At 67.9% G+C, this 24,316-nt stretch carries 24 protein-coding genes; 9 read left to right on the top strand and 15 right to left on the bottom strand.

Going from position 1 to position 24,316, the window contains the following annotated elements; genetic code table 11:
- Positions 1-14 precede the first annotated feature (14 nt).
- Together IM760_RS04125 and IM760_RS04120 are read left to right on the top strand one after the other, a co-directional pair.
- Positions 15-1,148, top strand: a complete 1,134-nt coding sequence (locus IM760_RS04125; protein ID WP_204427259.1) for a thiolase family protein — start codon at positions 15-17, stop codon at positions 1,146-1,148.
- Positions 1,149-2,441: an MFS transporter gene (locus IM760_RS04120; protein WP_204427258.1), complete on the top strand. Its 1,293-nt coding sequence runs from the start codon at positions 1,149-1,151 to the stop codon at positions 2,439-2,441.
- Positions 2,442-2,484: 43 nt separating this feature from the next.
- On the opposite strand, the gene IM760_RS04115 is transcribed toward IM760_RS04120, so the two are convergent.
- On the bottom strand, positions 2,485-3,267 hold the full coding sequence (locus IM760_RS04115; protein WP_204427257.1) for a PaaX family transcriptional regulator C-terminal domain-containing protein: 783 nt from the start codon (positions 3,265-3,267) through the stop codon (positions 2,485-2,487).
- 139 nt (positions 3,268-3,406) lie between these two features.
- On the opposite strand from IM760_RS04115, the gene IM760_RS04110 reads away from it, so the two are divergent.
- The 3 genes from IM760_RS04110 to IM760_RS04100 all read left to right on the top strand — a co-directional run bounded on the left by IM760_RS04110 (position 3,407) and on the right by IM760_RS04100 (position 6,493).
- Positions 3,407-4,186, top strand: a complete 780-nt coding sequence (locus IM760_RS04110; RefSeq protein WP_204427256.1) for a crotonase/enoyl-CoA hydratase family protein — start codon at positions 3,407-3,409, stop codon at positions 4,184-4,186.
- Positions 4,187-4,214: 28 nt separating this feature from the next.
- Complete coding sequence (locus IM760_RS04105) at positions 4,215-5,738, top strand: AMP-binding protein (RefSeq protein ID WP_204427255.1); 1,524 nt, start codon at positions 4,215-4,217, stop codon at positions 5,736-5,738.
- Between the two features lie 65 nt (positions 5,739-5,803).
- Complete coding sequence (locus IM760_RS04100; RefSeq protein ID WP_204427254.1) at positions 5,804-6,493, top strand: haloacid dehalogenase type II; 690 nt, start codon at positions 5,804-5,806, stop codon at positions 6,491-6,493.
- On the opposite strand, the gene IM760_RS04095 is transcribed toward IM760_RS04100, so the two are convergent.
- The 13 genes from IM760_RS04095 to IM760_RS04035 form a co-directional block, all read right to left on the bottom strand.
- The gene (locus IM760_RS04095; protein WP_204427253.1) at positions 6,490-8,805 is read right to left on the bottom strand and encodes an ATP-dependent DNA helicase; all 2,316 of its coding nucleotides are present in this window, start codon (positions 8,803-8,805) and stop codon (positions 6,490-6,492) included. The genes IM760_RS04100 and IM760_RS04095 overlap by 4 nt on opposite strands.
- Positions 8,802-10,463 carry a VRR-NUC domain-containing protein gene (locus IM760_RS04090; protein ID WP_204427252.1) on the bottom strand — a complete coding sequence of 554 codons (1,662 nt, stop codon included), beginning with the start codon at positions 10,461-10,463 and terminating at the stop codon, positions 8,802-8,804. The genes IM760_RS04095 and IM760_RS04090 overlap by 4 nt, the downstream gene beginning before the upstream one ends.
- Positions 10,464-10,538: 75 nt before the next feature.
- Entirely contained in the window at positions 10,539-10,865 is a 327-nt protein-coding gene (locus tag IM760_RS04085) for a thioredoxin family protein (protein ID WP_204427251.1), read from the bottom strand.
- Complete coding sequence (locus IM760_RS04080; protein WP_204427250.1) at positions 10,862-11,521, bottom strand: DUF2238 domain-containing protein; 660 nt, start codon at positions 11,519-11,521, stop codon at positions 10,862-10,864. Before IM760_RS04080 ends, IM760_RS04085 begins: the two co-directional genes overlap by 4 nt.
- Positions 11,522-11,614: 93 nt before the next feature.
- Positions 11,615-13,045, bottom strand: a complete 1,431-nt coding sequence (locus tag IM760_RS04075) for an aldehyde dehydrogenase family protein (RefSeq protein WP_204427249.1) — start codon at positions 13,043-13,045, stop codon at positions 11,615-11,617.
- A 6-nt stretch (positions 13,046-13,051) separates the two neighbouring features.
- On the bottom strand, positions 13,052-14,563 hold the full coding sequence (locus tag IM760_RS04070; protein ID WP_204427248.1) for a tripartite tricarboxylate transporter permease: 1,512 nt from the start codon (positions 14,561-14,563) through the stop codon (positions 13,052-13,054).
- 4 nt (positions 14,564-14,567) lie between these two features.
- Positions 14,568-15,011 (bottom strand): tripartite tricarboxylate transporter TctB family protein, encoded by a 444-nt coding sequence (locus IM760_RS04065; protein ID WP_204427247.1) that lies wholly within the window; start codon positions 15,009-15,011, stop codon positions 14,568-14,570.
- A gap of 44 nt (positions 15,012-15,055) precedes the next feature.
- The gene (gene hpaI, locus IM760_RS04060) at positions 15,056-15,853 is read right to left on the bottom strand and encodes a 4-hydroxy-2-oxoheptanedioate aldolase (RefSeq protein WP_204427246.1); all 798 of its coding nucleotides are present in this window, start codon (positions 15,851-15,853) and stop codon (positions 15,056-15,058) included.
- Between the two features lie 11 nt (positions 15,854-15,864).
- Complete coding sequence (hpaH, locus tag IM760_RS04055; protein ID WP_204427245.1) at positions 15,865-16,668, bottom strand: 2-oxo-hept-4-ene-1,7-dioate hydratase; 804 nt, start codon at positions 16,666-16,668, stop codon at positions 15,865-15,867.
- On the bottom strand, positions 16,668-17,414 hold the full coding sequence (locus IM760_RS04050) for a fumarylacetoacetate hydrolase family protein (RefSeq protein WP_204427244.1): 747 nt from the start codon (positions 17,412-17,414) through the stop codon (positions 16,668-16,670). The genes hpaH and IM760_RS04050 overlap by 1 nt, the downstream gene beginning before the upstream one ends.
- Positions 17,411-18,097, bottom strand: coding sequence for a fumarylacetoacetate hydrolase family protein (locus IM760_RS04045; protein ID WP_204427243.1), 687 nt, complete (start codon positions 18,095-18,097; stop codon positions 17,411-17,413). Before IM760_RS04045 ends, IM760_RS04050 begins: the two co-directional genes overlap by 4 nt.
- Positions 18,098-18,114: 17 nt before the next feature.
- Complete coding sequence (locus IM760_RS04040; protein ID WP_204427242.1) at positions 18,115-18,963, bottom strand: IclR family transcriptional regulator; 849 nt, start codon at positions 18,961-18,963, stop codon at positions 18,115-18,117.
- Positions 18,960-19,589, bottom strand: a complete 630-nt coding sequence (locus tag IM760_RS04035; protein ID WP_204427241.1) for a flavin reductase family protein — start codon at positions 19,587-19,589, stop codon at positions 18,960-18,962. Before IM760_RS04035 ends, IM760_RS04040 begins: the two co-directional genes overlap by 4 nt.
- 336 nt (positions 19,590-19,925) lie before the next feature.
- Between IM760_RS04035 and IM760_RS04030 the strand changes: the two genes are divergently transcribed.
- The 4 genes from IM760_RS04030 to IM760_RS04015 all read left to right on the top strand — a co-directional run bounded on the left by IM760_RS04030 (position 19,926) and on the right by IM760_RS04015 (position 23,674).
- Complete coding sequence (locus IM760_RS04030) at positions 19,926-20,891, top strand: Bug family tripartite tricarboxylate transporter substrate binding protein (RefSeq protein WP_204427240.1); 966 nt, start codon at positions 19,926-19,928, stop codon at positions 20,889-20,891.
- A gap of 26 nt (positions 20,892-20,917) precedes the next feature.
- On the top strand, positions 20,918-21,313 hold the full coding sequence (locus IM760_RS04025; protein ID WP_204427239.1) for a RidA family protein: 396 nt from the start codon (positions 20,918-20,920) through the stop codon (positions 21,311-21,313).
- 57 nt (positions 21,314-21,370) lie between these two features.
- Entirely contained in the window at positions 21,371-22,246 is an 876-nt protein-coding gene (locus IM760_RS04020) for an amidohydrolase family protein (protein WP_204427238.1), read from the top strand.
- 372 nt (positions 22,247-22,618) lie between these two features.
- On the top strand, positions 22,619-23,674 hold the full coding sequence (locus IM760_RS04015; RefSeq protein ID WP_204427237.1) for a porin: 1,056 nt from the start codon (positions 22,619-22,621) through the stop codon (positions 23,672-23,674).
- A gap of 45 nt (positions 23,675-23,719) precedes the next feature.
- Here IM760_RS04015 and IM760_RS04010 read toward each other — a convergent pair whose 3' ends face one another.
- Positions 23,720-24,310: a LysE family translocator gene (locus IM760_RS04010; protein WP_204427236.1), complete on the bottom strand. Its 591-nt coding sequence runs from the start codon at positions 24,308-24,310 to the stop codon at positions 23,720-23,722.
- Positions 24,311-24,316: the final 6 nt, after the last annotated feature.

The following is a 24,316-nucleotide window of genomic DNA, read 5'->3' as shown; positions in this document are numbered from 1 at the left end:
CCGGGAGACACACCATGAAAGCCGTGATCGCTGCTTATGCTCGTTCTCCGTTCCATTTCGCCAACAAAGGCCGGCTCGCCCCGGTGCGCCCGGACGACCTGGCCAGCCAGGTGGTGCGCGGCCTGCTGGCGCGCACCGACCTGGACCCGGCGCTGCTTGAGGATGTGATCCTCGGCTGTGCCTATCCGGAAGCCGCCCAGGGCAACAATCTGGCGCGCATCGTCGGCCTGCTCAGCGGCCTGCCCGAGCAGGTCGGCGGCATGACCGTGAATCGCTTCTGCGGCTCCTCCATGTCCGCCATCCACATCGCCGCCGCGCAGATCGAGGCCGGCCTGGGCGACGCCTATCTGTGCGTGGGCGTGGAATCCATGACCATGGTGCCCCAGGGCGGGTTCAACTTTTCCCCCAACCCCTGGCTGCGGGAACATACCGACGCCTACATTTCCATGGGCCGCACCGCCGAGAACGTGGCGAAACGCTATTCGATCCCCCGCGCCGACCAGGAGCAAATGGCCCTGGAATCCCACCAAAAAGCGGCCGCCGCCCGGGAACAGGGCCGGCTCAGCGACGAAATCGTGCGCATCCAGACCGGCAGCGGGGACTGGGTCACCGAGGATGGCTGCATCCGCCCCACCACGTCCCTGGAGGCACTGGCCAAACTGCCGCCCGCTTTTGACCCGGAAGGCGTGGTGACCGCCGGCACTTCCTCGCCGCTCACCGACGGCGCCTCGGCGGTGCTGGTCACCAGCGAGGCGTTCGCCGACCGTTACCGGCTGGCGCCCAGCGCGCGCATCCTCGCCATGGCCAGCGCCGGCTGTGATCCGGCGGTGATGGGCCTGGGCCCGATCCCGGCCACGCAAAAAGCCCTGGCCCGCGCCGGTCTGCGCGCCGATGATCTGGACGTGGTGGAGATCAACGAAGCCTTCGCCTCCCAGGCGCTGGCCTGCATCGGCGAGCTGCGCCTGAACCCGGCCACCGTCAACCTGGACGGCGGCGGCATGGCCATCGGCCACCCGCTGGGCGCCACCGGTGCCCGCATCACCGGCAAGGCCGCCGCCCTGCTGCAACGCCACCACGGCCGCTATGCCCTCGCCACCCAATGCATCGGCGGCGGGCAAGGCGTGGCCACCCTGCTGGAAGCCCTGTAAATGTTCTCTTCCCCCCTGGCTGCCCGTTTGCAACGACGAGGCGTTCATTACGCCTGGGTGATCGCCGGCGTCACCTTTATGACCATGCTCTCCGCGTCGGCGGCGCTGGGCATGCCGGGGGCTTTTTTACGTCCGTTGGGCGACGAATTCGGCTGGAACACGGAGCAGATTTCCTCGGCGCTGGCCCTGCGCTTCGTGCTGTTCGGTCTGATGGCGCCGTTCTCCGCCATGCTGATCGAGCGCTTCGGGCTGCGCCGCATCATGACCAGCGCACTGTTGCTGGTGGCCGCCGGTCTGGCGCTGTCCACGCAAATGACCCGCCTCTGGCACCTGGTGCTGCTGTGGGGTGTGGTGCTGGGGCTGGGCTCCGGGCTGATCGCCCTGGTGCTGGGCGCGGTGGTGGCCAACCGCTGGTTCGAGCGGCACCGGGGGCTGGTAATCGGTATGCTCACCGCCAGTGTCGCCACCGGGCAGTTGCTGTTTCTGCCCTTGGCCACCTGGCTGATCGAGCAGGCCGGCTGGCGCTGGGCGCTGATGCCGGTGGCGCTGTGCTGCGCCACGGTGGCCGGTCTGGTCTGGCTGCTGGTGCGCGACCATCCGCACCAGCTTGGCCTGCACCCCTTCGGCGCCCCGGACGACGGCACCCCGGTGGGCGCGCCGCCGGCCAGCGCGCCCATGTCCTTTCTGGAACCGCTGCGACTGCTGCGCGGCGCCCTGCGCAACCGGGTGTTCTGGGTGCTGTTCGGCACCTTCTTTATCTGCGGCCTGAGCACCAACGGACTGATTCAGACCCACTTTATCGCCTTCTGTGGCGACTTCGGCCTGTCGCCGCTGCCCGCCGCCTCGGTGCTGGCGCTGATGGGCGCCTTTGATCTGGTCGGCACCATTCTGTCCGGCTGGCTCTCCGACCGCTTCGACAACCGCAAGCTGCTGTGCTGGTACTACGGCCTGCGCGGACTGAGCCTGTTCTGGCTCCCGTTCTCCGATTTCACGCTGTACGGCCTGTCGCTGTTCGCCCTGTTCTACGGGCTGGACTGGATCGCCACGGTGCCGCCCACGGTGAAGCTGGCCGGGCACGCCTTCGGCCCGCAGCGGGCGGGCATGCTGTTCGGCTGGATCTTCGCCGGTCACCAGCTCGGCGGCGCCCTGGCCGCCTACGGCGCCGGCCTGTCGCGCACCCTGCTGCTCACCTACACCCCGGCCTTCGTGGCCGCCGGCGCCGCCTGCCTGCTGGCCGCCGCCCTCGTGTTCCTGATTCGAAAACCGGCGGAACCGGCCACCGCCAGCCCTTGACGGGGCCGGCCCCGTCGTCACCTGAACCGGACCGTCCGAGGGTTCAAACCTGCTCCAGCAACCGCATCCAGATCGCCTTGGCGTCCCGCTGGTAGGCGCCCATGCGCTCGGCCAGCTCCTGGCGCGGACGGTTGTCGATCAGGGTGTCGGGCAACAGCGGGTCGAGGAGAATCAGACGGATGGCGGCGCGGCCGAGCCGCAGGCTTTCCGCGGCGGCGTCCGCTTCCGGGCGCCGGGAGAGGGTTTTGTGGCTGGCGGCCAGCTGCCGGGACAGGCGGCGATATTGCTGCTTGAGCGCGGCGCCGTCCCACAGGCGCCGGGCCTGTTTGTCGTCCGCCGGGGACAGCTCGGTGACCACGAACACACGCGCCTCCCCGGCCAGCCCCAGGCGGGCCAGGTCCTTGCGCAGGCCCGCCACGCCGCCGCTCAGGTTGTCCGGGCGCAGGCGCAGTCCGCTGTCGCCGAGCGGACGGAAGCCGCGCAGCGCCAGCGCCCGTTCATGGCGGCGCCAGGCGGTTTTGTCGCGGCGTGGCACGGCGGTGTCCAGCACCGCCGCCCAGCCGCCGTGCCAATCCTGCACGCGCTGCTCGCGGCGCAGCCAGCTTTCCACCTCGCCGAACAGACCACTGGTGGCGGTATCCAATCGGTACAGGCCGCGTTCCGGGCTCACCACCCGTTGCTGGCGTTGTAGCCGGTTCAATGCCACCCGCACGTTCTGCGCACGCAGGCCGCACAGTTCGCCGGCATGGCAGAGGGCGGCCACCGACAATTCGTGGCGGTCGTGGGTGGAGAGCAAATCCAGCACCAGGTCGGTGGCACTGAGCATGGTGTCCGACGAAGCCGGCTCTAAGTTTCCCTTTTTGTCTGTCATGGACAACACCTGAAATATATCTTAGCCTGACACCAATAGATAAATAACGTAACAAACGAGCCCGGGGCCCGGCGGTCCCGGCGAGGAGTCCCCTGTGTCCACATCTCCCGTGCTTACCCGGACGGACGGCGCCGTCCGCACGATCATCATCAACCGCCCGGAGAAACGCAATGCGGTGGACCGCCCCACCGCCACCGCGCTGCGCGCCGCCTTCGAGGCGTTCGAGGCCGATGCGGAGGCGCGGGTGGCGGTGCTGGCCGGTGCCGGCGGTACGTTCTGCGCCGGCGCCGATCTGGCGGCCCTGGGCGATCCCGAACTCCGCAACGAGGTGGAGCCCGAGGGCACCGGTCCCGGGCCCATGGGGCCCAGCCGCATGATGCTGAGCAAGCCGGTGATCGCGGCGGTGTCCGGCCACGCCGTGGCCGGCGGCCTGGAGCTGTCGCTGCTGTGCGATCTGCGCGTGGCGGAACGTTCCGCGGTGTTCGGCGTGTTCTGCCGGCGCTGGGGGGTACCGCTGATCGACGGCGGCACGGTGCGCCTGCCACGCATCGTCGGCCAGGGCCGGGCCCTGGACATGATCCTGACCGGCCGCCCGGTGGGCGCCGAGGAAGCCCTGCAAATGGGCCTGGCCAACCGGGTGGTGGACGACGGCACGGCGGTGCAGGCCGCCGAGGCCCTGGCCCGCCAGATCGCCGGCTTCCCGCAACAATGCATGAACGCGGACCGCGCCTCCGCCTACCGCCAATGGGACCACGATCTGGCCGAAGCCCTGCGTCGGGAAGGCGCCGGCGGCTATCCGATCGTGTTCGCGGAAGCCATCGCCGGCGCGGACCGCTTCGCCAAGGGCGCCGGCCGCCACGGTGAATTCGAATGAACAAGAACGATAACGGGAGAGAGACGCAATGACCACGACCTATCTGGATCTGATTCACCGCGGCGCCGGCTACAACCCGGAGCGCACCGCCATCGTGTTCGGCGACCGGAGCCTGACCTTCGGCGAGACCCAGACGCTCAGCAACCAGCTGGCCCACGCCCTGATCGAACGGGGCGTGCAGCGGGGCGACCGGGTCGCGCTGTTGCTCAACAACGGCCTGTACAGCGTGCCGGTGGATTTCGCCTGCGTGAAGGCGGGCATTAACCGGGTGCCGCTGAACGCCCGGCTGTCCCTGGACGAGCACGCCCGCATGCTGGAGGAGACCGACGCCGGGGTGCTGCTGTACGGCGCCGATCTGGCGGAACGGGCGGCGGCCCTGCGCGACGCCCGCCCCGGGCTGATCTGCCATGGCATCGGCGGCGACGCGGTGGGCGATGATCTGCTGGCCGCCGCCGCCGGCTGCGACAGGGCCGCGCCGCGGGTGGCGGTGGAACCGGACGACGTGATCCTGACCCTGTTCACCTCCGGCACCACCGGCACCCTGAAGGCGGCGCAACACACCCAGGCCTCCTACGCCGGCATCTGCCGCAATGTGCTGCTCAATCTGGTCAACGTGCAGCGCGACGACGCCATGCTGCACGCCGCCTCCCTGATCCACGCGTCCGGCGTGTTCGTGCTGCCGTTCTGGTTGCGCGGCGCGCGTACGGTGATCATGCCGGGCTTCGATCCGGACGCCTTCCTGACGCTCATCGAGAAAGAGCGCATCACCGCCGTGAACATGGTGCCCACCATGCTGCAGATGCTGCTCGGCCACCCCCGCTTCATGTCCACGGACGTGAGCCATCTGCGTCAGGTGATCTACGGCGCCTCGCCCATGCCCCGGCCGGTGATCGAGCAGGCCATGCAGCTGTGGGGGCGGGAGAAGTTCTGGCAATACTACGGCCAGACCGAGTGCCCGCTGACCATCGCCGTGCTGCGCCCGGAGGACCACGAAGGCGCGTTGCTGGGCGCCTGCGGCCGGCCGTCCCTGGATGTGGAGATCCGCCTGGTGGACGAGGCCGGGCAGGACGTGCCCGCCGGCGAGCCCGGCGAGATCGCGGTACGCGCGCCATCGATGATGGCCGGCTACCACAATGCCCCGGCCTTGAACCGGGAAATGTTCATGGAGGGCGGCTGGCTGCGCACCCGGGACGTGGCGGCGTTCGACGAACGGGGTTATCTGCACCTCAAGGACCGCACCTCGGACATGATCATCACCGGCGGCTACAACGTTTATCCCCGGGAAGTGGAGGACGTGCTGGTGGCCCACCCGGCGGTGGCGGAGTGCGCCGTGATCGGCGTGCGGGACGACAAATGGGTGGAGGCGGTGACCGCCGTGGTGGCGCTGAAGCCGGATCAGGACGTGGACGAGGACACCCTGATCGCCTTCGTGGCGGCGAAGGTGGCGTCCTATAAGAAGCCGCGGCGGGTCCTCTTCACCGAGGCCATTCCCAAAACCGCGGTGGGCAAGCTCAACCGCAAGGCCCTGCGCGACCAGTACGACAAGCAGTAAGCCGGACGCGGCACCCCGCCCCGCGCCATGGTACCGTGACACCGGGTCAGCCATGGAACGAGACAATGAACATTAAGGTAATGTCCTTCGACGTGTTCGGGACGGTGGTCGACTGGTTCGGCTCCATTGAACGGGAAGTGCGGGCACTGCGGCTGCCGGTGCCCGCCGATCAGTTCACACTCGCCTGGCGCGAGGGCTACAAGCCGGCCATGGCCCGCATCGTCTCGGGAGAGGCGCCCTGGGCCCTGATCGACGACATCCACTTCTCGATTCTCGAAGAGATACTGCAACGGTTCGGCATCGATGACCTCGACGACGATCAGAAGCGGCATTTGAATCTGGCCTGGCATCGCCTGGATCCCTGGCCGGACAGTCCGCCGGCGCTGCACCGGCTCAAACAGCGCTTTACCACCTGCACCTTGTCCAACGGCAACCTGTCGCTGCTGGAGGATCTGGCCCGGCACGGGGATCTGGCCTGGAGCCGGATTCTCTCCGCCGAGACCTTCGGCACCTTTAAGCCGGACCCGGCGATGTACCGGGGCGTGGCCGAAACCTTCCAGGTCGAGCCAGGGGAGGTTTTGATGGTGGCCACCCACCAGGATGACCTGGAAGCCGCCCGGGACGCCGGCCTGCGCACCGCTTATATCAAACGCCCGCGGGAATACGGCCCCACCGGACCAGCCAAGCAATTTTCCGAGGACCACGATTTCCTGTTCCCGGATTTGCTGGCGATGGCGGACCGGTTCGAGCGCTAATCCACCCGCCACCAGGCCGGCAGCAGCGCGCGCACCTGGCGGCGGCCGAAGCGGTCGTCGATCAGGTGCACGACGCCCTGATCGTCACCGGTGCGGATCACCCGGCCGGCGGCCTGCACCACCTTGCGCAGGCCGGGATACAGATAGGTGTAGTCGTAGCCGTCGCCGAACAGGGCGGCCAGCCGTTCCTTGAACTGTTCGTTCACCGGGTTCACCTGGGGCAGGCCCAGGGTGGCCACGAAGGCGCCGATCAGTCGCCGGCCGGGCAGATCGATGCCCTCGGAGAAGGCGCCGCCCAGGACCGCGAAGCCCACCCCTTCGCCGCCGTCACGAAAGCGGTCCAGAAACGCCTGGCGGGCGGTTTCGTCCATGCGCCGTTCCTGGGCCCACACCGGAATGTCCGGCCATTGCCGGCGAAACGCCTCCAGGGCCCGGTCCAGATAGTCGTAACTGCTGAAAAACGCCAGGTAATTGCCGGGCCGCTGCCGGTACTGCTCGCCGATCAGGGTGGCGATGGGCGCCAGGGACGCCTGCCGGTCCCGGTAGCGGGTGGAGATGCGCCGGGCGATACGCACCTGCAGCTGCTCGGCGCGGAACGGCGACGGCACGTCCACCCAGGCGGTGCTTTCCGGCAGGCCGAGCAGGTCCGCGTAATAACGGGCCGGGCTGAGGGTGGCGGAGAACAGCACCGCCGCGGCGGCGCTTTCGAAGCGCGGCGCCAGCAGCGCCGCCGGCACCACGTTGCGCAGGCACAGCCGTGAGCCCGGTCGGCCCCGGGCCGGCGTTCGCTGTTCGCTGTCGAACAGAAAGGCGTCGTCGTCGAACAGTTCGGCGATGCGATAAAAGTGCAGCGCGTCGAAGTAGAACCGGGTCAGGTCCCCGTCCAGCGGTTCCGGGTGCTCGGCCATGTGATCGTTGACCGCCGCCAGCAGTTGCTGCAGGGCCAGCAGAAAGGCCTGGGGCGGGTCGTCGTGCACCCGGTAGTCCTGATCCGGCTGCGCCGCCTCCTGGTCCTTGTTGAGCGCGTTCCACTGCCGGTGGAGCCGGTCGAAGGCGCCCTTCAGCGGCTTGGGCACCTGCTTCTTCACCGCCCGGAAGGCGATCTGGTCCAGCTCCGCGGAATACATGCCCCGGGCCCGGTCCACCAGGTTGTGGGCCTCGTCCGCCAGCACCGCCACCCGCCACTGGTTTTCGGTGGCCAGGCCGTGCAGCAGCGCGGAGAGGTCGAAGAAATAGTTGTAGTCGCCCACCACCAGGTCGCTCCAGCGGGCCATTTCCTGGCTCAGATAGTAGGGGCAGACCTGATGGTCCAGGGCCAGCTCGCGCAGCCGCGCCCGGTCCAGCATCGGCTCGCCGGCGGCGGCGGCGCGGGCCGCCGGCAGGCGGTCGTAGAAGCCCGCCGCCAACGGGCAGGACTCGCCGTGGCAGGCCCGGTCCGGGTGCTCGCAGCTTTTTTCCCGGGCGATCAGTTCCAGGGTGCGCAGCGGCGGGTCGCCGGGCGCAGGCGACGCCGGCCCGCTGAGGGTGGCCACGGCGTCCAGGGCCAGCCGCCGGCCCGGGGTCTTGGCACTGAGAAAAAAGACTTTATCCAGGGCGCGCCCCGGCGCCGCCTTCAGCAGCGGGAACAGGGTGCCCAGGGTCTTGCCGATGCCGGTGGGCGCCTGGGCCAGCAGGGCGCGGCCGGTGCAGGCGGTCTGATAGACCGATTCCGCCAGCACCCGCTGGCCGGGACGAAAGTCCGCATGGGGAAACGACAGCGTGGCCAGCCAGGCGTCCCGCTCCCGGCGATGGGCCAGTTCCCGGTCCGCCCATAACAGAAACCGCTCGCACTGATCCTGAAAAAACGCCTCCAGGTCGCGGGCGGCGTGGGTCTCGCGCAGGGGCGTTTCCTTCTGCTTTACCACGTCGAAATAGACCAGCGCCAGCTCGATCTCCTCGATCCCTTTTTCGCGGCACAGCAGGGCGCCGTAGACTTTCAGCTGCGCCCAGTGCAGGGCGCGGTGGTTGGCGGGCTGCCGCGCCAGATCGCCGCGAAAGGTTTTGATCTCTTCCAGCCGCCGGCGCGCCGGGTCGTAGCCGTCGGCGCGGCCGCGCACCGTCAGATGCCGGTGGTCGCCGCGGAGCGACACCTCGCTCTGGTAGCCCTCGCCGCGCCGGCCGGTGACGGTGGCGTGGCCGGCGATGCCCTCCTGGGCGGTGGGCGACGGCGTGAAACGCAGGTCCAGGTCGCCGGCCTTGGCGGTGAACTCGCACAGGGCGCGCACCGCCACGGTGTACCTTTGCGCATGGCTCTCCGCTGGCCTTTCGCTCATGGCCCCGCCCATTCCACCTTGCAGACCGCCGCCGGGATGCCCTGCTCGGCGAAGAACGCCAGCCAGCGGCGCTGGTTGTCCTGCAGCCGGTCACCGGGGCCCTTGACCTCGATCAGGCGGTAGCCGCCGTCCGGGGTGAACTGGATCAGGTCCGGCAGGCCGGCCCGGTTGGCCTTGATATCACCGAGCAGCCGCTCGCCGTAGGCGGCCAGATGGGCCGCCGGCAGCCGCTCCAGCGCCAGGGTCAGCAAGGGCTCGGAGAGCGCGCCCCAATGCACGAAGGGCGAGGCGGTGCCGTACTTGCGCCGCCAGGTGTCGAGGATGGGCCCGCGATGCCGGTCATCGGCCAGGGCGGCGAAGGCATCGTCGAACCAGCGTCGCCGACGGTGCCGGAACCCCGGCTGGTACAGGTCCGCCGGGGCGCTTTGGAAGGGATGGAAGAAGGCGCCGGGCAGAGGCGCGAACACCGCGTCCCAGCAGAGCAGCCCGAACAGGCCGGTGAACAGGGTGTTTTCCACGTAAAACACCGGCCCGTCGTCGCGGCTCAGATGGGCGGCCACCGCCCCTTCCACGAAGCCGCTGGCCGGCAGGGTCAGGGTCCATGCCTCGGTGGTCGGCGGCGGCGCGACCACCGGCTTCGGCAGGCCCAGCTTGCGGTGCAGTCGCGGGCGCAGGCGGGCCAGCTGCTGCCGTTCCTGTTCGCTTTCCGGGGCGGCGGCAGCCTGCTCCGCCAGGGTCAGCGCCGCCCGGTATTCACCGCGCCGCTCCAGCACCCGCAGCCGCCGGGCCCGGGCGTCCGGGTACTGGCATTGCGCGTACAGGGCTTCGGCCCGTTCCAGTTGATCTTCCCGCTCCCATTGGCGGGCCAGCTTGTAGCGCAGCTTGTGGCGGCGCTCTTCCACCCAGGGGTTGCCGGTGTCGCCGCCGGGCAGATCGGCGGCCACCGCGTCCGCCGGCTCGCCGGCCTCGAACCGCTCGCGGCAGGCGTGCAGGTCCAGCCAGGCGTCCAGGTCGGCGCGGCTGCGGTAGGGCCGGCTGGCGGCGTCCAGCGCCACCGGTTCATAGCGGAAGGTGCCCAGCTCGGTGAGCACGAACTCGCGCCAGTCCTGGTGCAGGTTGCCGAAGAACATCAGCCGCAGGCGCTCGCACACCGGCATCACGGTGAGCCGCCAGGCCGGCGGCAGGTGGCCGTCCGGGTCCCAGCCCGACAGCGGGCGTGGCGCCGGCGCCGGTTCCGCCAGGGCCGCCAGCCAGTCCGCCTTGCGGCCGTGACGGTCCAGCCCGGCGGCGGCCAGGCGGGCTGCCAGGGCGCGGCCCAGCTCCGCTTTGGTGTAGAGACGGAACAGTTCTTCCAGGGTCAGGTCGCCGTCCCGACGTACCCAGCCCACCGCTTCCAGCGCCGTCAGTGCCGGCGTGGCCGGACCGATTTCCGGATAACGCAGTTTGTCGGCGCGGAACAGCTCACCGCTGCGCATCACCATGCGCGTCAGCAGCGCCCTGGGCGCCACCGGCAGCGCCGCCACGCCGCCCACGAAGGCCCGTTCGGCGGCGTCAAGCAGGTCCCCGTGACACTCGCTCACCCAGCGCAGCACGGTCTCGAAGTTGCGCAGGTAGTAGAGCGGATCGTCCAGGGTGGCAGGGGCGGCAATACTGTCCATTTGGCTAGTATAGGGGTGGGTTTCCGGTGATGCGAGTGTCGCCCGCCGCCGGGCTGATCGCGGCTGAAGCCGCGGTCAGGCGGTGATGCGCGCCAGGGCCTCACGGATCTCGGCGCTGTCACGAGGGCGCACCACCCGGGCCACTTCCTCGCCGTCGCGCAGAAAGATCAGCGTGGGCCACAGCTTGACGCGGAACGAGCGGCCCAGGGGTCGCCCCTTGCCGTCTTCCACCTTGATGTGTTCCAGGTCCGGGTGGTCGCTCAGCACCGCTTCAATGGCGGGCTGCGCCGCCCGGCAATGGCCGCACCAATTGGTGCCAAACTCCAGCACCCGCGGGCCGGCGTGGGCGTCCACGGCGGCGCGGTCCAGGGTCTCGGGCAGGTATTCCGGTTGGTAACTCATGACCACTCCTTGCCGGTGGCATCGGGGGCCGGCGCCGCGGGCCGGCGGCGGCCGGCGGCGAGCGCCGCCAGGGACAGCATCAGGAGCGCGCCGACCATGGCCAGGGCCATATCTTTCTGGGCATCCCAGGGGTCCCCCTGGGTGCCCAGAAAAGCGGCGCTGCCGTCACCGAACAGCACCGCCGCGCTCCATTCGATCAATTCGTAGATCAGCGACGAGGCGAGAATCAGGGAGAAGGCGAAAAACCCGGCCCAGCCCGGCCGGATGCCGATGCCGTCGCGGCACAGCTCGCGCAGCGGCAGCACCAGCAGCAGCCCGTAGAGACCGTGCAGCAAGCGGTCGTACTGGTTGCGCTGCCAGCCCATCAGCCGATCCGGGCTGAAGCCGAAGGCCCACTGGGCCCAGGCGTCGTAGGGCACCTTCGAATAGGTGTAGTGGGCACCGATTTCGTGCAGCACCAGAAACAGGGTGATCAGGCCGTAGCCGGTGGCGGAGAAACGGAACCAGCGCCGGCCCGCCCACAGCGCCACCAGCGTCACCGCCACCACCGCGTTTTCCATGAGCCAGGTGCCCCGCTCCACCGGCGACACCGCCAGCAGCGCCATCACCACCAGCAGAATCGCGGAGCACACCTGGAAGGTTCTGCGATCGTCCATGATGTCCTTTCCTTCGCGTCGTGCTTCGATGTGGGAAAGGCAGCTTAGCATCTGGCGCCGTGACGCCGAAGTCCGGGCAGGCCCGGGTGGCGCTCAGGGCGCCACGTAGGCGGTTTTCACCGTGGTGAAGAATTCGGCGGCGTAGCGGCCCTGCTCCCGGGACCCATAGCTGGAGCCCTTGCGGCCGCCGAACGGCACGTGGAAGTCCACGCCGGCGGTGGGGGTGTTGACCATCACCATGCCGGCTTCCGCGTGGTGGCGGAAATGGCTGGCGTGTTTCAGGGACGAGGTGCAGATGCCCGCCGACAGGCCGAACTCCGTGTCGTTGGCCAGCGCCAGGGCGTGCTCGTAATCGTCCGCCGGAATCGCGCAGGCCACCGGGCCGAAGATTTCCTCCCGGGCGATGCGCATGTCCGGCGCGGCGTCGGCGAACAGGGCCGGCGCCATGTAGAAACCGTCGCTGTCCCGTTGCAGACGCTCGCCGCCGCACACCAGACGGGCGCCTTCCTCGCGGCCGATGTCCACGTAGCCCAGGTCCTGATCGAGCTGGCTCTGGTCCACCACCGGGCCGATGTCGGTGCCCTCGCCCAGGGCGTGGTCCACCTTCAGACCGGCCAGGCGCTGTTGCACACCGTCCACGAAGCGCCCGTAAATGCCTTTCTCGACGATGAACCGGGACGAGGCGGTGCAACGCTGACCGGTGGAGAAGTAGGCGCCCTGCACCGCCACCTCCACGGCCCGCTCCAGCTCGGCGTCGTCGAGCACCACCAGCGGGTTCTTGCCGCCCATCTCCAGCTGCAGCTTGGCGAAGCGGGCGCCGGCGGTGGCCATCACCCGGGCGCCGGTGGTGCCGGAACCGGTGAAGGTGATGGCGTTGACGTCCGGGCTTTCCAGCAGGGTCTGGCCGACCACGCCGCCACGCCCCATGGTCAGGTTGAACACGCCCTCCGGCAGGCCGCTGCGGCTGATGATCTCGGCCAGGGCCCAGGCCGAGCCGGGCACCAGGTCGGCGGGCTTGAACACCACGCAGTTGCCGTACGCCAGGGCCGGCGCGATCTTCCAGGCGGGAATCGCGATCGGGAAATTCCAGGGCGTGATAATGCCCACCACGCCCACCGGTTCCCGGGTGATGTGCACGTCCAGGCCGGGCCGCACCGACGGCAGGGTCTCGCCGCCGGGGCGCAACACCTCGCCGGCGAAGAACCGGAAAATCTGCGCCGCCCGGTTCACCTCGGCGATGCCTTCCGGCAGGGTCTTGCCCTCTTCCCGGGACAGCAGCCGGCCCAGTTCTTCCTTGCGGGCGGCCAGTTCCAGACCGATGAAATCCAGGGCCTCGGCGCGGGCCTGGATACCCGCGCGGCGCCAGGCCGGGAAGGCGGCCCGGGCGGCGGCGATGGCCTGGCGGGTCTGGTCGGCGTCGGCCTGGGCGTACTCGTCGATCACGTCTGTGGTATCGGACGGGTTGATGTCGGGCCGGGCGCCGGCGCCCCGGGTCCAGGCGCCGGCGATAAAGTTGTTACGCATGGTCGATCAATCTCCCAGGTTGGCCGTGCGCGCGGTGCGCTTGCGGAACGCGGCCCACAGCGGCAGCACCAGGAACAGCGCGGTGAGAATCAGAAAAACGGTACTCGGAATGCTGTCGAAGAAGGTCCAGTAATCGCCCCGGGACAGCAGCAGCGCGCGGCGGAAGTGCACCTCCATCATCGGCCCGAGAATAAAGCCGAGCAGCAGCGGCGCCGCCGGGAAACGCAGGCGAATCAGGAAATAGCCGATCACCCCGAAGAACAGCGCGGTGTAGATGTCGAACACGCTGGAGCGCACCGAGAACACGCCGATGCAGATAAAGAACAGCATGGCCGGGTACAGCACGTGATAGGGAATCGACAACATGCGCACCCACACCCGGATCAGCGGCAGGTTCAGCACCAGCAGCATGATGTTGCCGACGCCAAAGCTCACCACCAGGCCCCAGAACATCTCCGGATTGCTGGTCACCAGTTCCGGCCCCGGGGAGATACCGTGCAGAATCATGGCGCCAAGCAGCACCGCCATCACCGCGTCGCCGGGAATGCCCAGGCTCAGGGTGGGAATGAAGGCCGCCTGCACCGCCGCGTTGTTGGCGGACTCTGGGGAGGCCACGCCGCGCAGCTCACCCTGGCCGAATTTCTCCGGGTTCCTGGCCAGTTTCTTTTCCGAGGCATAGGCCATGAAGGCGGCAATCGCCGGACCGGAACCGGGCAGCGCGCCGACGAAGGCACCGATGCCGGAACCACGCAGGATGGTCTTCCACAGGCCTTGCCATTCGTGCCGTTTGGGCAGCATGGATTTGAAGGTCAGGCCACTGGCCTTGAGCGGGGCGCGCTTCTCCTGGCCCAGATTGGCGAGGATCTCCCCCACCCCGAACAGGCCCATGGCCAGGGCCACCAGACTGATGCCGTCGGACAGGGCCAGCGCGCCGAACGTGAAGCGCTCGGTGCCGGAGGTGTCGTCGGTGCCCACCAGGCCCAGGGCGATGCCCAGCATCACCATGGTCATGCCCTTGAGCGGCGAGCCCACCGACAGGGTGGACGCCGCCACCAGGCCCAGCAGCATGATCGAGAAATAGTCCATCGAGCCGAAGTCCATGGCGAAGGACGCGATCATGGGCGTGAACCCGAGCACCATGAAGATCGCCACGATGCCACCGCAGAACGACGAGATGGCGGCGGTGAACAGGGCCACGCCGGCGCGGCCCTGCTTGGTCATCTGATTGCCGTCGATACAGGTCACCGCCGCCGACGCCGTGCCCGGCAGGTTAAGCAGAATGGCGGCGATGGAGCCGCCGTACTGGGCGCCGTAGAAAATCCCCGCCAGCATGATCAGCGCGATCGGCGGAGACAGGTAATAGGTCATCGGCAGGGCCAGGGAAATGGCCGCCAGCGGCCCGATGCCGGGCAGCACGCCCACGAAGGTACCCACCAGCACGCCCACGAAACAGAACAGCAGGCCTTGCCAGGAAAACGCGACCTCGGCGCCGAGCGCCAGATTGTGAAGGATATCCATCAGATCACCACTCGAACGCCGACACCGGAATGCCGAAGCCGTAAACGAATACCAGGACGCCGAGCACGCTCAGCCCCACCGCGGTGGCCACCGCCGCCACCGGCCGCACCGGCTTTTCCGCCAGCGACACCAGCAGTACCAGCGCCACCGTGGCGGGCACCAGCCCGGCCCGCTCCAGCAACGCGGCGAAGGCCACGAAACCGGCGGTAATGGTGAGAATCGGCCGTGGAATCCAGAAATTCTTTTCTTTCTCCGAATGCCACACTTCCAGTACCAGCAGCACGGCGAACAGCACCAGCACCGAGCCGATCATGACCGGGAAGAAACCCGGGCCCATGCGGCGCAACGACCCCATGTCGTAGCCGCTGCCCTGGACAATCACGTAGAGACCAAGCAGGCCGAGCAGCAGCGCCGCGCACACCTGCAACCAATTAATGGAACGTGCCATTTATTATTCTCCTCCGAGGCGCAACGCGCGTAGTGAGAACAGAGTCAGTAACCGCCGGCCTGGGACGGCGACAAATGGTCCTTGAAGCGGCGCGACAGCGCGTCCGTGGCACGGGCCAGCAGGGCGGCATCGGCGCCCACGGCCAGGAACCGGCAGCCGGCAGCGAGATGCTCGCGAGCCAGGTCCTCGTTGACGGTCAGCGCGCCGGCGGGTTTGCCCGCCGCCTGAATGCGCCGGAACGCGTCCAGCACCGCCGCGTTCACCTCCGGATGGCCGGGCTGGCCCAGATAGCCCAGATCGGCGCCCAGGTCGGCGGCGCCGATGAACACACCGTCCACGCCGTCCACGGCGGCGATCTCGTCCAGGTGGTCCAGGCCGGCACGGCTTTCCACCTGCACCAGCACGCACAGCTGTTCGTGGCAGCGATGCACATAGTCCGGCACCCGGCCCCAGCGCGAGGCCCGTGCCAGACCGGCGCCCACGCCCCGGCGCCCGTGGGGCGGGTAGCGGGTGGCCTGGACGATGGCCCGCGCCTGGTCGGCGCTTTCCACCATCGGCACCAGCAGGGTTTGCACGCCGGCGTCCAGCAGCGGTTTAAGGGTGTCCGCGTCGCCGTTCACCGGACGCACCACCGGATGGGTCGGGTACGGTGCCACCGCCTGCAGTTGCGCCAGGATCGAACGCACATCGTTGGGGCCGTGCTCGCCGTCGATCAGCAGCCAGTCGAAACCGGCGGCGGCGCCGATCTCGGTGCCGTAGGCATCCGCCAGGGCGCACCACAAACCGATCTGGGTGCGGCCTTCGACCAGCGCCTGTTTGAAGGTATTGACCGGAAGATCCATGACGCCTCCTGTCAGACGAAGCGCAGACCCAGCGCGCCGAGCGGGCCGTAGTCCACGTGGAAGGTATCGCCGGCGGACGCCGCCACCGGACGGGTGAAGGAACCGGCCAGCACGATCTCGCCGGCTTTCAGGGTGACGCCGTGGGGAGCCAGCTTGTTGGCCAGCCAGGCGATGCCCTTGGCCGGGTGGCCGAGCACCCCGGCGGCCACGCCGGTTTCCTCCACCAGACCATTGCGGCTGCACACCGCCGCGCTCCAGCGCAGGTCGATGTCGAACGGGCGGATGGTGCGCCCGCCCAGCACCACGCCGGCGTTGGCGGCGTTGTCGGAAATGGTGTCGAACACCTTGCGCGGCGCGCCGCTGGCCGGGTCCACCTGGCGCACCCGGGCGTCGATGATCTCCAGCGCCGGAATCACGTATTCGGTGGCGCGCATCACGTCGAGCACGGTGCAGTCGGGACCGCTGAGGTCCTCTTTCAGCACGAACGCCAGCTCCACTTCCAGGCGCGGCACGATAAAGCGGTCCACTTCGATCTCGGCGTTGTCCTCGAAGAACATGTCGTCGAGCAGCACGCCGTAGTCCGGTTCATCGATGCGCGCGGACATCTGCATGGCCCGGGAGGTGAGGCCGATCTTGTGGCCCATCACCCGGCGGCCCCGGGCCACCTTCATGTCCACCCACTGGCGCTGGATGGCGTAGGCTTCGGGGAAACCGATGTCCGGGTATTGCAGGGTCAGATGGTCGATCTGGGTGCGTTCGCGTTCGGCGCGGTCAAGCCGCTCCGCCGCGTCACGAATGGCGGCATCGTCCAGCATCAGGCCTTCCTCTCGATAATGGTGTTGTGCAGCGCGCCGATGCCCTCGATCTCGGTGACCACTTCGTCGCCGGGCATCACGTTGACGGTGCCCTTGGGGGTGCCGGTGAGAATCACGTCGCCGGGCTGCAGGGTCATGAAGGCGCTGAAATATTCGATCAGGAAGGGCACGTCGAAGAGCATGTCCTTGGTGGACCCTTCCTGGGTGGTTTCGCCGTTGACGCGGGTGGTCAGGCGCAGATTCATGGGGTCGGGAATGTCCGCCGCGTCCACCAGCCAGGGGCCGATGGGGGTGCAGTTGTCCCGGCTCTTGATGCGGAAGTTGGGCCGGTAAAACCCTTCCAGGTAATTGCGCACGGCATAGTCGTTGGCCACGGTGTAGCCGGCGATGTAGTGGTAGGCGTCGGCCTTGGCCACGTTGCGCGCCGGCTTGCCGACCACGATGGCCAGCTCGCACTCATAGTGCATGTTGGTGGCGTCGGTGGGGCGCGGCGTGAAGGCGCGGTGGCCCACCAGGGTGTTGGCGCCCTTGAGGAATACCATCGGCTCTTCCGGTGCCTTGAACGCGATCTCGGCGGCATGGTCGGCGTAGTTCAGGCCCAGGGCGAAAATGGCGCCCGGGGTCACCGGCGGCAGCCAGGTCACTTCGCGTTCGTCCAGGCGGCGGCCATCCGCCAGCCGCACCTTGCCGTGGTCTTCCCAGGCCTGCTGTACGCGGCCTTCAAAGGCGATACGTGCTTGTTTCATCGGGCGCTCTCCCCTTCCGCCACCAGCGTATTTTGCAGACGGCCGATGCCGTCGATTTCCACCGCCACGGTGTCGCCGGCGCCGGCCAGCGGCGCGTCCGGGGACATACCCACCAGGATCAGATCGCCGGGGTAGAGGCTGGTGAAATCGGAGATGTCGGCGAGCAGCGTGGCCACCGGGCGCACCAGTTCGGCCAGGCTCCATTGCTGACGGCATTCGCCATTGATCAGGGCGCGCACGGTAAGACCGTCCGGGTCCGGCAGATCGGCGGCGTCCACCAGGCACGGGCCAATGGGGCAGAAACCGTCCCGGCACTTCTGTTTGAGCGGATGCCGGAACAGGCTGTCGTGGGGCACGGTGAGGTCGTTGACCAGCGTGTAACCGGCGATGGCGGCGCGGGCCTGGTCGGCGCTGGCGCGGGTCAGGGTGTCCTTGATCACCACGCCCAGGGTGGCGCCCACGCGCACCTGGTCCACGTCGGCGGACAGCACCACCGGGGTGCCGTCGGCCACCTGGGTGTTCGGGGTTTTCACGTACATCACCGGGCCGGTGGGGGCGCCGTTGTAGGGCGCCTCGTTGATGGCGTCACCGAGCCGGTCCAGTTCGTCCTGGACGTTGAGCAGGCAGCCGTAAACGGCACCGCTCAGCGGGCGCCCTCCGGGGCGCAGGGTCACGGATGTCATGGTTTCTCCTGAAGTCGTTAACGGCGGCGGGTATGAATTTCACTGAGCCGCTGGGCAATCAGCTCGGTCTGGCGGCGGATCAGCGGCACCAGAATCGCCAGGCGCTCCGGGCTCAGGCGGTCGGCCATGGCCGACACCGCCACCGACGCCACCAGCTGCTGGTCGGCGTCGAACACCGGCAGCGCCAGGGCGCGGGTGCCGGGCACCACGCCCACTTCGCTGTAGGCGTAGCCCAGGGAGCGGGTTTCGGTGATGCGGCGGCGCACTTCGTCCAGCTTCAGGCCGTGGCTCACCAGGCGTTGCTCGTTGCCCTGCAGCACTTCCTCGCTGTCGTCCGGCTCGGCGAAGGCCAACAGCACCAGGCCGGACACGCTGACACCCAGCGGCCGGCGCGCGCCCACCTCGATGGACAGCACCTTGACCGGGTAATTGCCGGTCTTGCGGTCCACGCAGATGGAGTCGAAGCCGCTGCGGATGGTGAGAAAGACGCTGTCGCCGCACTGCTCGGCGATGTGCCGCAGGTAGGGCTCCGCCACCGATTTCACCGGCACTCGGGCGGCCCGGGACAGGCCCAGCAGGGATACTTCCGGCCCGACCATGTAGCGGCGGGTGTTGGGGTCCTGCTCCACCGCCTCTTCCTCGATCAGCACGCGCAGGATGCGGTGCACCGTGGGCCGGTTGAGGCCGGTCTGGTGAACGATGTCGGTGATCCGCACGCCGTGTTCCTGGCCGGTGGCGAGGATGCGCAGGATCGCCACCGCCCGGCGGATGCTGCGCGCGCCCAGGGTCTTGCCGCCCTCGCCGGCTTCGCCACGGGGCGGTTCCATCACCCCGGTGTCCGGCGGCAGGCCGTCGTCGCCCTTCATGAGCCCGGCTCGATGACGCTCTTGGGCGTCTGCGCCACCGGTTTGAGCTGGCGGATCTCGCCCAGGGTGGCGTAGTTGGCGCCGGCGATGCGGCACACCGGCTGCAGGGCGCGGGTGTCGATGCGGCCGTCCTCGTAGAGGCGGTCGCTGACGTGGATGCGGGTCACCCGGCCGACGAAGAACTCGGCGCCGGTGTCGCCGTAGCCGGTGACACTGTGCAGCTGGCATTCCAGGCTGATGGGCGCCTTTTGCAGACGGGGCGGGGCCACCGTCACCGAGGGCAGTACCGTCAGGCCGAGGCTTTCCACCTCGCTTTCATGGGCCTCGTATTCCACCGCGCTGGCGTGCACGTCCTCGACCATGGTCCAGTCGGCGATGTTGACCACGAACTGGTCCAGGGCACGGATATTACGGGCGGTGTCCTTCTCGCGACCGGCCTTGCGACCGATGTTGATGCCCACCATCAGCGGGCTGTTGGACACGAAGGTAAAGCAACTGAAAGGCGCCAGATTGACCACGCCTTCCGGGGACCGGGTGGTGATCCAGGCAATCGGCCTGGGCACCACGATGCCGCTGATCAGGCGGTAGCATTCCTGCGGCGACAGGGAATCAGTGTCGATTTGCATATTTATTCTCCTGGCAGTCGACCGGCCGCTCGATGGGGTAGCAGGAAAGCTAAGAGGGAGCCTGTGGGGAATCAACACGACGCGGACCATAGTGTCCACCATATGGACGTTTTAATCATAACCGGACTTCGCCATGACCCGGTATACGCGCATTTCCGAGTATCCTGCGTGGCACGTCCATCGGGTGATGAACGCCGGCGTCCATTATGTGGACCTTCCCGGGATTTAACGGTTGCCGCCCCGGCGCCGGATTCAGGAAAGTACCCCTTCACCCGCACAACCACTTGAAGCCGGCGTCGTCTTCGGACGCCAGGCACAGGAAGGAGAATAAAAACCATGCGTTTATTCCAACGTTTGACCACCCTGTTGATGCTGCTTTGCCTGGGCGTGGGTGCCCAGGCCGCGGACTGGCCCACCAAACCCGTTCACCTGGTGGTGCCCTACCCGCCCGGCGGCAACGTGGACCTGGCCGCGCGCATCGTGGCCGACGGTTTGGAAAAGGAATTCGGCCAGCCGTTCGTGGTGGAGAACCGCCCCGGCGCCGGCGGCATGATCGCCGCCTCCTATGTGGTCAAGTCCGACGCGGACGGCTACACCCTGTTCGTGGCCCCCAACGGCCCGGTGCTGTTCAGCCCCATGCTGTTCCGCAAGGACAACTACTACTGGAAAGACGATTTCGCGCCGATCGGCTCGATCTCGTTCGTGCCGCTGGTGCTGCAGACCAACCCGGAGCTGGGCATGGAAAGCGCCGAGCAGCTGTTCAAGTACGCCCAGGAACACCCCGGTGAGCTGGCCATGGCCTCCCCCGGCGCCGGCACCCAGAACCACCTGATCAGCGAAATGATGCAGCGCCTGCTGAAGACCGAGTGGCTGACCGTGCACTACAAGGGCAATGCCCCGGCCACCACCGACCTGCTGGGCGGCCGCGTGGACTTCAACTTCGACCAGCTCACCGTGGCCAAGCAGTACGTGACCAGCGGCAAGCTGACCGCCCTGGCGGTGACCTCCCCGGAGCGCCTGGCCGCCCTGCCCGACGTCCCCACCCTGAAAGAGCTGGGCTACGAAGACGCGGTGTCCGAGACCTTCACCGGCCTGTTCGCCCCCGCCGGCACCCCGGACAAGATCGTCAACCAACTGAACCAGGCCCTGGAAAAGATCCTCGCGGATCCCGCGGTGGTGGAGAAGTTCGAGACCGCCGGCGCCGAAGCCCGCGCCATGAGCGTGCCGGACTTCCAGTCCTTCCTGCAGAAGGAATACGACCGCTGGGGCACCCTGATCCGCGGCGCCAACATCCACCGTTAAGCCGCTTCATCACAAGGACCCTGACAATGTCACGACGCCAGAGCGTTCACAGCGCCGGCTTCTCCCACCAGAACCCGATCCCGGCGGCCAGCCGGATCGGGGACCTGATGGCCACCGGCGTGATCAACGGCACCGACCCGGCCACCGGGGAACTGGGGGCCGACCTGAAAGCGCAGTGCGCATTCATGTTTCAGCACGTGCGCAATATCGTCGAGGCCGCCGGCGGCGGCACCGACGACATTCTGAAGATGACGGTGTGGATGCAGGACCGCTCCCAGCGCGACGTTCTCAACGAGCAATGGCTGAGCATGTTTCCGGATCCGGAGTCCCGTCCGGCCCGGCACGCCATTCAGAACCCGGTGGAATCCAAATTCCTGATTCAGTGTGACGTGCTGGCGGTGATCGCCGGCGCCCGGGACTGAGTGATCCTTATACGGGCCGCCCGCGCGGCCCTCTGAAGTTCCATGGCAGGAGCCACCATGCCTGAGTATTACCCTTTCAACCCGGACCCGCGGGCACCGGTGGAAGCGCCGCCGGCCCGTACCTGCGACGCTCAGTTTCATGTGTTCGGCGACCCGGCGGTGTATCCGCCCCGTCCGGAAGCGCCGTTCAAGATGCCGTCCGCCACCATCGACGCGGCGCTGAAAATGCACCGCGCGCTGGGTATCGAGCGCGGCGTGATCGTTCAGGCCACCACCTACGGCGCCGACCACAGCGTGGTGGTGGACGCTCTGAAAAAAGCCGGCCCGGACTATCGGGGCTGCGCCAACGCCATCGCGCTCAAGGAACGCGACGACGGCTACATCGAGGAACTGCACGACGCCGGTGTACGCGGCGCCCGCTTCACCTTCCGCAAGGAACTGGGCGTGGGCCTGTCGCCCCGGGAATTCCAGCGCGCCGCCGACCGGCTCAAGGAACTCGGCTGGTACGTGAAAATCCAGCCCGAGAAAGACGGCATCATGGGCAGCGTGGAGCTGTACGAAAACCTGGACATCCCGGTGCTGATCGACCACCTGGGCCGCGCCGACGCCAACCTGGGCGTGGACGATCCAAACGTGCGGAAAACCATCGAACTGCTCAAGAAGGGCAACTTCTGGGTGATGCTGTCCCTGGGCGAGAAGATCTCCACCCAGGGCCATCCCTGGAACGATGTGCTGCCGATTGCCCGTGCCTACATCGACGCGGCGCCGGATCGGGTGGTGTGGGCCAGTGACTGGCCGCACCCGCTGTCCAAATCGCCGCCGCCCAACGACGCCGAACTGCTGGAGCTGCTTTACCGCTACGCGCCGGACGCCGGCGAGCGGCAGAAAATTCTTGTCGACAACCCGGCGAAACTGTTCGGCTACGACGACTGACGCGCTGTTTCAATCTCTCCCAAACCTCGGCCCGGCATTTTTAACCGGGCCTTTTTTTGTGCCCGCGAAAATTCACTCCGATCTTTCCATATACCTCATTTTTCAGGCTTTTTTCGTCGTTCAATTTCATGAACTCTTATCGTCTATATCGTGGACTTTTTCATTTTTTTTCGATTGCCCGTGATGGCCCATGACGACAAAGTAACCTGCAAGGGAGCGCGCTTTTGGCGTGCCTCTGATGAAAATAATCAGGAGTCATCCACACAATAATCCGATAACGAATCCGCCCGAATCCGTTTCCAGCAACGATCTGAAAAAGACGCTCTCCACGGCGTCGCGGGGCGGTTTGTGCTTGAAAAAAGGGAATCAGCCATGAAACTGAACAACAATACCCTCGCCATTCTGGCCGGTGGCCTGATGCTGTCCGGCGCCGCCGGCGCCGCCCAGCCCCAGGCCAAGTTCTACGGCCTGCTGGACCTGTGGGCCGGCAGCATCGAAAAGCCGGCGGACCAGGACAACACCGCGCAACTGGCCGGCGGTGGCATGTCCACCTCCTTCCTGGGTGCCCGCGTCGATTACAAGGTGAACGACGACGTGACCGTCTTCGGCGTGGCCGAGATGTTTCTGCGTCCGGACACCGGCGAGGACGGTCGCTACAACGGCGACGAGTTCTTCGGCCGCAACGCCTACATCGGCGCGTCCAGCCAGACCTGGGGCGAGCTGAAAGCCGGCCGCACCAAGTCGCCGTTCTTCATTCCCATGGTGATCACCAACTCGGTGAAGGATTCCTTCGCCTTCTCGCCGATGATTCTGCACACCTATAACGGTGGCAACGGCGGCGCGGTGATGGGCGACACCACCTGGAACGACAGCCTTAACTACACCACCCCGAGCTTCGGCGGCCTCAAGGCCAATCTGGTGTACGCCTTTGGCGAGGAAGAAGGCGAAAGCGGCGAAAACAAGGTCGGCGGTAACCTGATCTATCGCCAGGGCGGCCTGGTGGCCACCGTGGCGGCCACGCGCGTGCGCGAGGGCACCCTGAACAACGGCGGCGGCGCCGGCGAGCGCGGCAATATTCCGGGCGCCACCGACCAGGACGCGGCCATGGCCGGCCTGTCCTACAACTTTGGCGTGGCCACGCTGTACGGTCAGTACATGACCCTGGAGACCGACACCACCGCCGGTGACGTGGACACCGACACCTGGCAGGCCGGCGTGGCGGTTCCCGTGGGCCCGGGCAACGCGCTGGCGTCCTACGCCAACTCCGACTTCAGTGGCGCCGTGGACTATGAGCGCAACACCTGGTCGGCGGGCTACGACTACGTGGTGAGCAGCCAGCTCGACCTGTACGCCATGTACCTGCACGACGACATCGACGACGTGGGCACCGGTTCCACCTACGGCGTGGGCGCGCGCTTCAAGTTCTGAGCCGCCTCCCCGACGCGGGCCTGGCCAACCGGCGAGGCCCGCTCCCTACCAGAACGCCGCCGCCCAGGCGGACAGCAGCAACAGCAACGCCATCCCCCGATTGAAGCGCCGCATCCAGCGCGGATTCTCGATCCAGCGCGCCGCGCCCGCCCCCAACCCCGCCCAGGCCAGTACCCCGGGCAGCGCCACCAGCAGAAACACCCCCGCCAGCACCGTGATCGACCATCCCTTGCCGGCGAACACGCCGGTGGCGGCCAGCGCCATCATCCAGGCCTTGGGATTCACCCATTGCAGGCCGGCGGTGGCGATCACTCCCAGACGTCCGCGCCGATCCCCGCCGTGGTCCCGACGCACCGCCGGCGCCGCCCGCCACAGCTGCACCGCCAGCACCGTCAGCCAGGCCAGCCCCACCGCCGCCATCAGCAGGCGAACCGTCGGATGCGCCGCCAGGGGCCGGGCCAGCCCGGTGCCCACCAGCAGCAATACCGAGGCGGCGCCGCCGGCGGCGCCGACCACCATGGGCAGCGCCGCCGCCAGCCCGTGGCGGGAGGCACAGGCCAGCACCAGCACATTGGTGGGGCCGGGGGTGATCGAGGCGACGAGGGCGAAGACGACGAAGGGCAGCAGCGATTCCATGACGGT

This window comes from Alloalcanivorax marinus, from assembly GCF_016906305.1.
Classification (GTDB): Bacteria; Pseudomonadota; Gammaproteobacteria; order Pseudomonadales; family Alcanivoracaceae; genus Alloalcanivorax; species Alloalcanivorax marinus.
This window is presented reverse-complemented; position numbering and strand designations above follow the sequence as displayed.

What these genes read in the sequence shown, in the direction of transcription:
- IM760_RS04115 (WP_204427257.1), bottom strand. Translation starts at nt 3,267, where the DNA reads ATGCTCAGTGCCACCGACCTGGTGCTGGATTTGCTCTCCACCCACGAC.
- IM760_RS04050 (WP_204427244.1), bottom strand. Translation starts at nt 17,414, where the DNA reads ATGAAACAAGCACGTATCGCCTTTGAAGGCCGCGTACAGCAGGCCTGG.
- IM760_RS04015 (WP_204427237.1), top strand. Translation starts at nt 22,619, where the DNA reads ATGAAACTGAACAACAATACCCTCGCCATTCTGGCCGGTGGCCTGATG.
- IM760_RS04010 (WP_204427236.1), bottom strand. Translation starts at nt 24,310, where the DNA reads ATGGAATCGCTGCTGCCCTTCGTCGTCTTCGCCCTCGTCGCCTCGATC.
- IM760_RS04080 (WP_204427250.1), bottom strand. Translation starts at nt 11,521, where the DNA reads ATGGACGATCGCAGAACCTTCCAGGTGTGCTCCGCGATTCTGCTGGTG.
- IM760_RS04040 (WP_204427242.1), bottom strand. Translation starts at nt 18,963, where the DNA reads ATGAAGGGCGACGACGGCCTGCCGCCGGACACCGGGGTGATGGAACCG.
- IM760_RS04070 (WP_204427248.1), bottom strand. Translation starts at nt 14,563, where the DNA reads ATGGATATCCTTCACAATCTGGCGCTCGGCGCCGAGGTCGCGTTTTCC.
- IM760_RS04045 (WP_204427243.1), bottom strand. Translation starts at nt 18,097, where the DNA reads ATGACATCCGTGACCCTGCGCCCCGGAGGGCGCCCGCTGAGCGGTGCC.
- IM760_RS04035 (WP_204427241.1), bottom strand. Translation starts at nt 19,589, where the DNA reads ATGCAAATCGACACTGATTCCCTGTCGCCGCAGGAATGCTACCGCCTG.
- IM760_RS04020 (WP_204427238.1), top strand. Translation starts at nt 21,371, where the DNA reads ATGCCTGAGTATTACCCTTTCAACCCGGACCCGCGGGCACCGGTGGAA.
- IM760_RS04095 (WP_204427253.1), bottom strand. Translation starts at nt 8,805, where the DNA reads ATGAGCGAAAGGCCAGCGGAGAGCCATGCGCAAAGGTACACCGTGGCG.
- IM760_RS04105 (WP_204427255.1), top strand. Translation starts at nt 4,215, where the DNA reads ATGACCACGACCTATCTGGATCTGATTCACCGCGGCGCCGGCTACAAC.
- IM760_RS04065 (WP_204427247.1), bottom strand. Translation starts at nt 15,011, where the DNA reads ATGGCACGTTCCATTAATTGGTTGCAGGTGTGCGCGGCGCTGCTGCTC.
- IM760_RS04075 (WP_204427249.1), bottom strand. Translation starts at nt 13,045, where the DNA reads ATGCGTAACAACTTTATCGCCGGCGCCTGGACCCGGGGCGCCGGCGCC.
- IM760_RS04025 (WP_204427239.1), top strand. Translation starts at nt 20,918, where the DNA reads ATGTCACGACGCCAGAGCGTTCACAGCGCCGGCTTCTCCCACCAGAAC.
- hpaI (WP_204427246.1), bottom strand. Translation starts at nt 15,853, where the DNA reads ATGGATCTTCCGGTCAATACCTTCAAACAGGCGCTGGTCGAAGGCCGC.
- hpaH (WP_204427245.1), bottom strand. Translation starts at nt 16,668, where the DNA reads ATGCTGGACGATGCCGCCATTCGTGACGCGGCGGAGCGGCTTGACCGC.
- IM760_RS04120 (WP_204427258.1), top strand. Translation starts at nt 1,149, where the DNA reads ATGTTCTCTTCCCCCCTGGCTGCCCGTTTGCAACGACGAGGCGTTCAT.
- IM760_RS04085 (WP_204427251.1), bottom strand. Translation starts at nt 10,865, where the DNA reads ATGAGTTACCAACCGGAATACCTGCCCGAGACCCTGGACCGCGCCGCC.
- IM760_RS04100 (WP_204427254.1), top strand. Translation starts at nt 5,804, where the DNA reads ATGAACATTAAGGTAATGTCCTTCGACGTGTTCGGGACGGTGGTCGAC.
- IM760_RS04030 (WP_204427240.1), top strand. Translation starts at nt 19,926, where the DNA reads ATGCGTTTATTCCAACGTTTGACCACCCTGTTGATGCTGCTTTGCCTG.
- IM760_RS04125 (WP_204427259.1), top strand. Translation starts at nt 15, where the DNA reads ATGAAAGCCGTGATCGCTGCTTATGCTCGTTCTCCGTTCCATTTCGCC.
- IM760_RS04090 (WP_204427252.1), bottom strand. Translation starts at nt 10,463, where the DNA reads ATGGACAGTATTGCCGCCCCTGCCACCCTGGACGATCCGCTCTACTAC.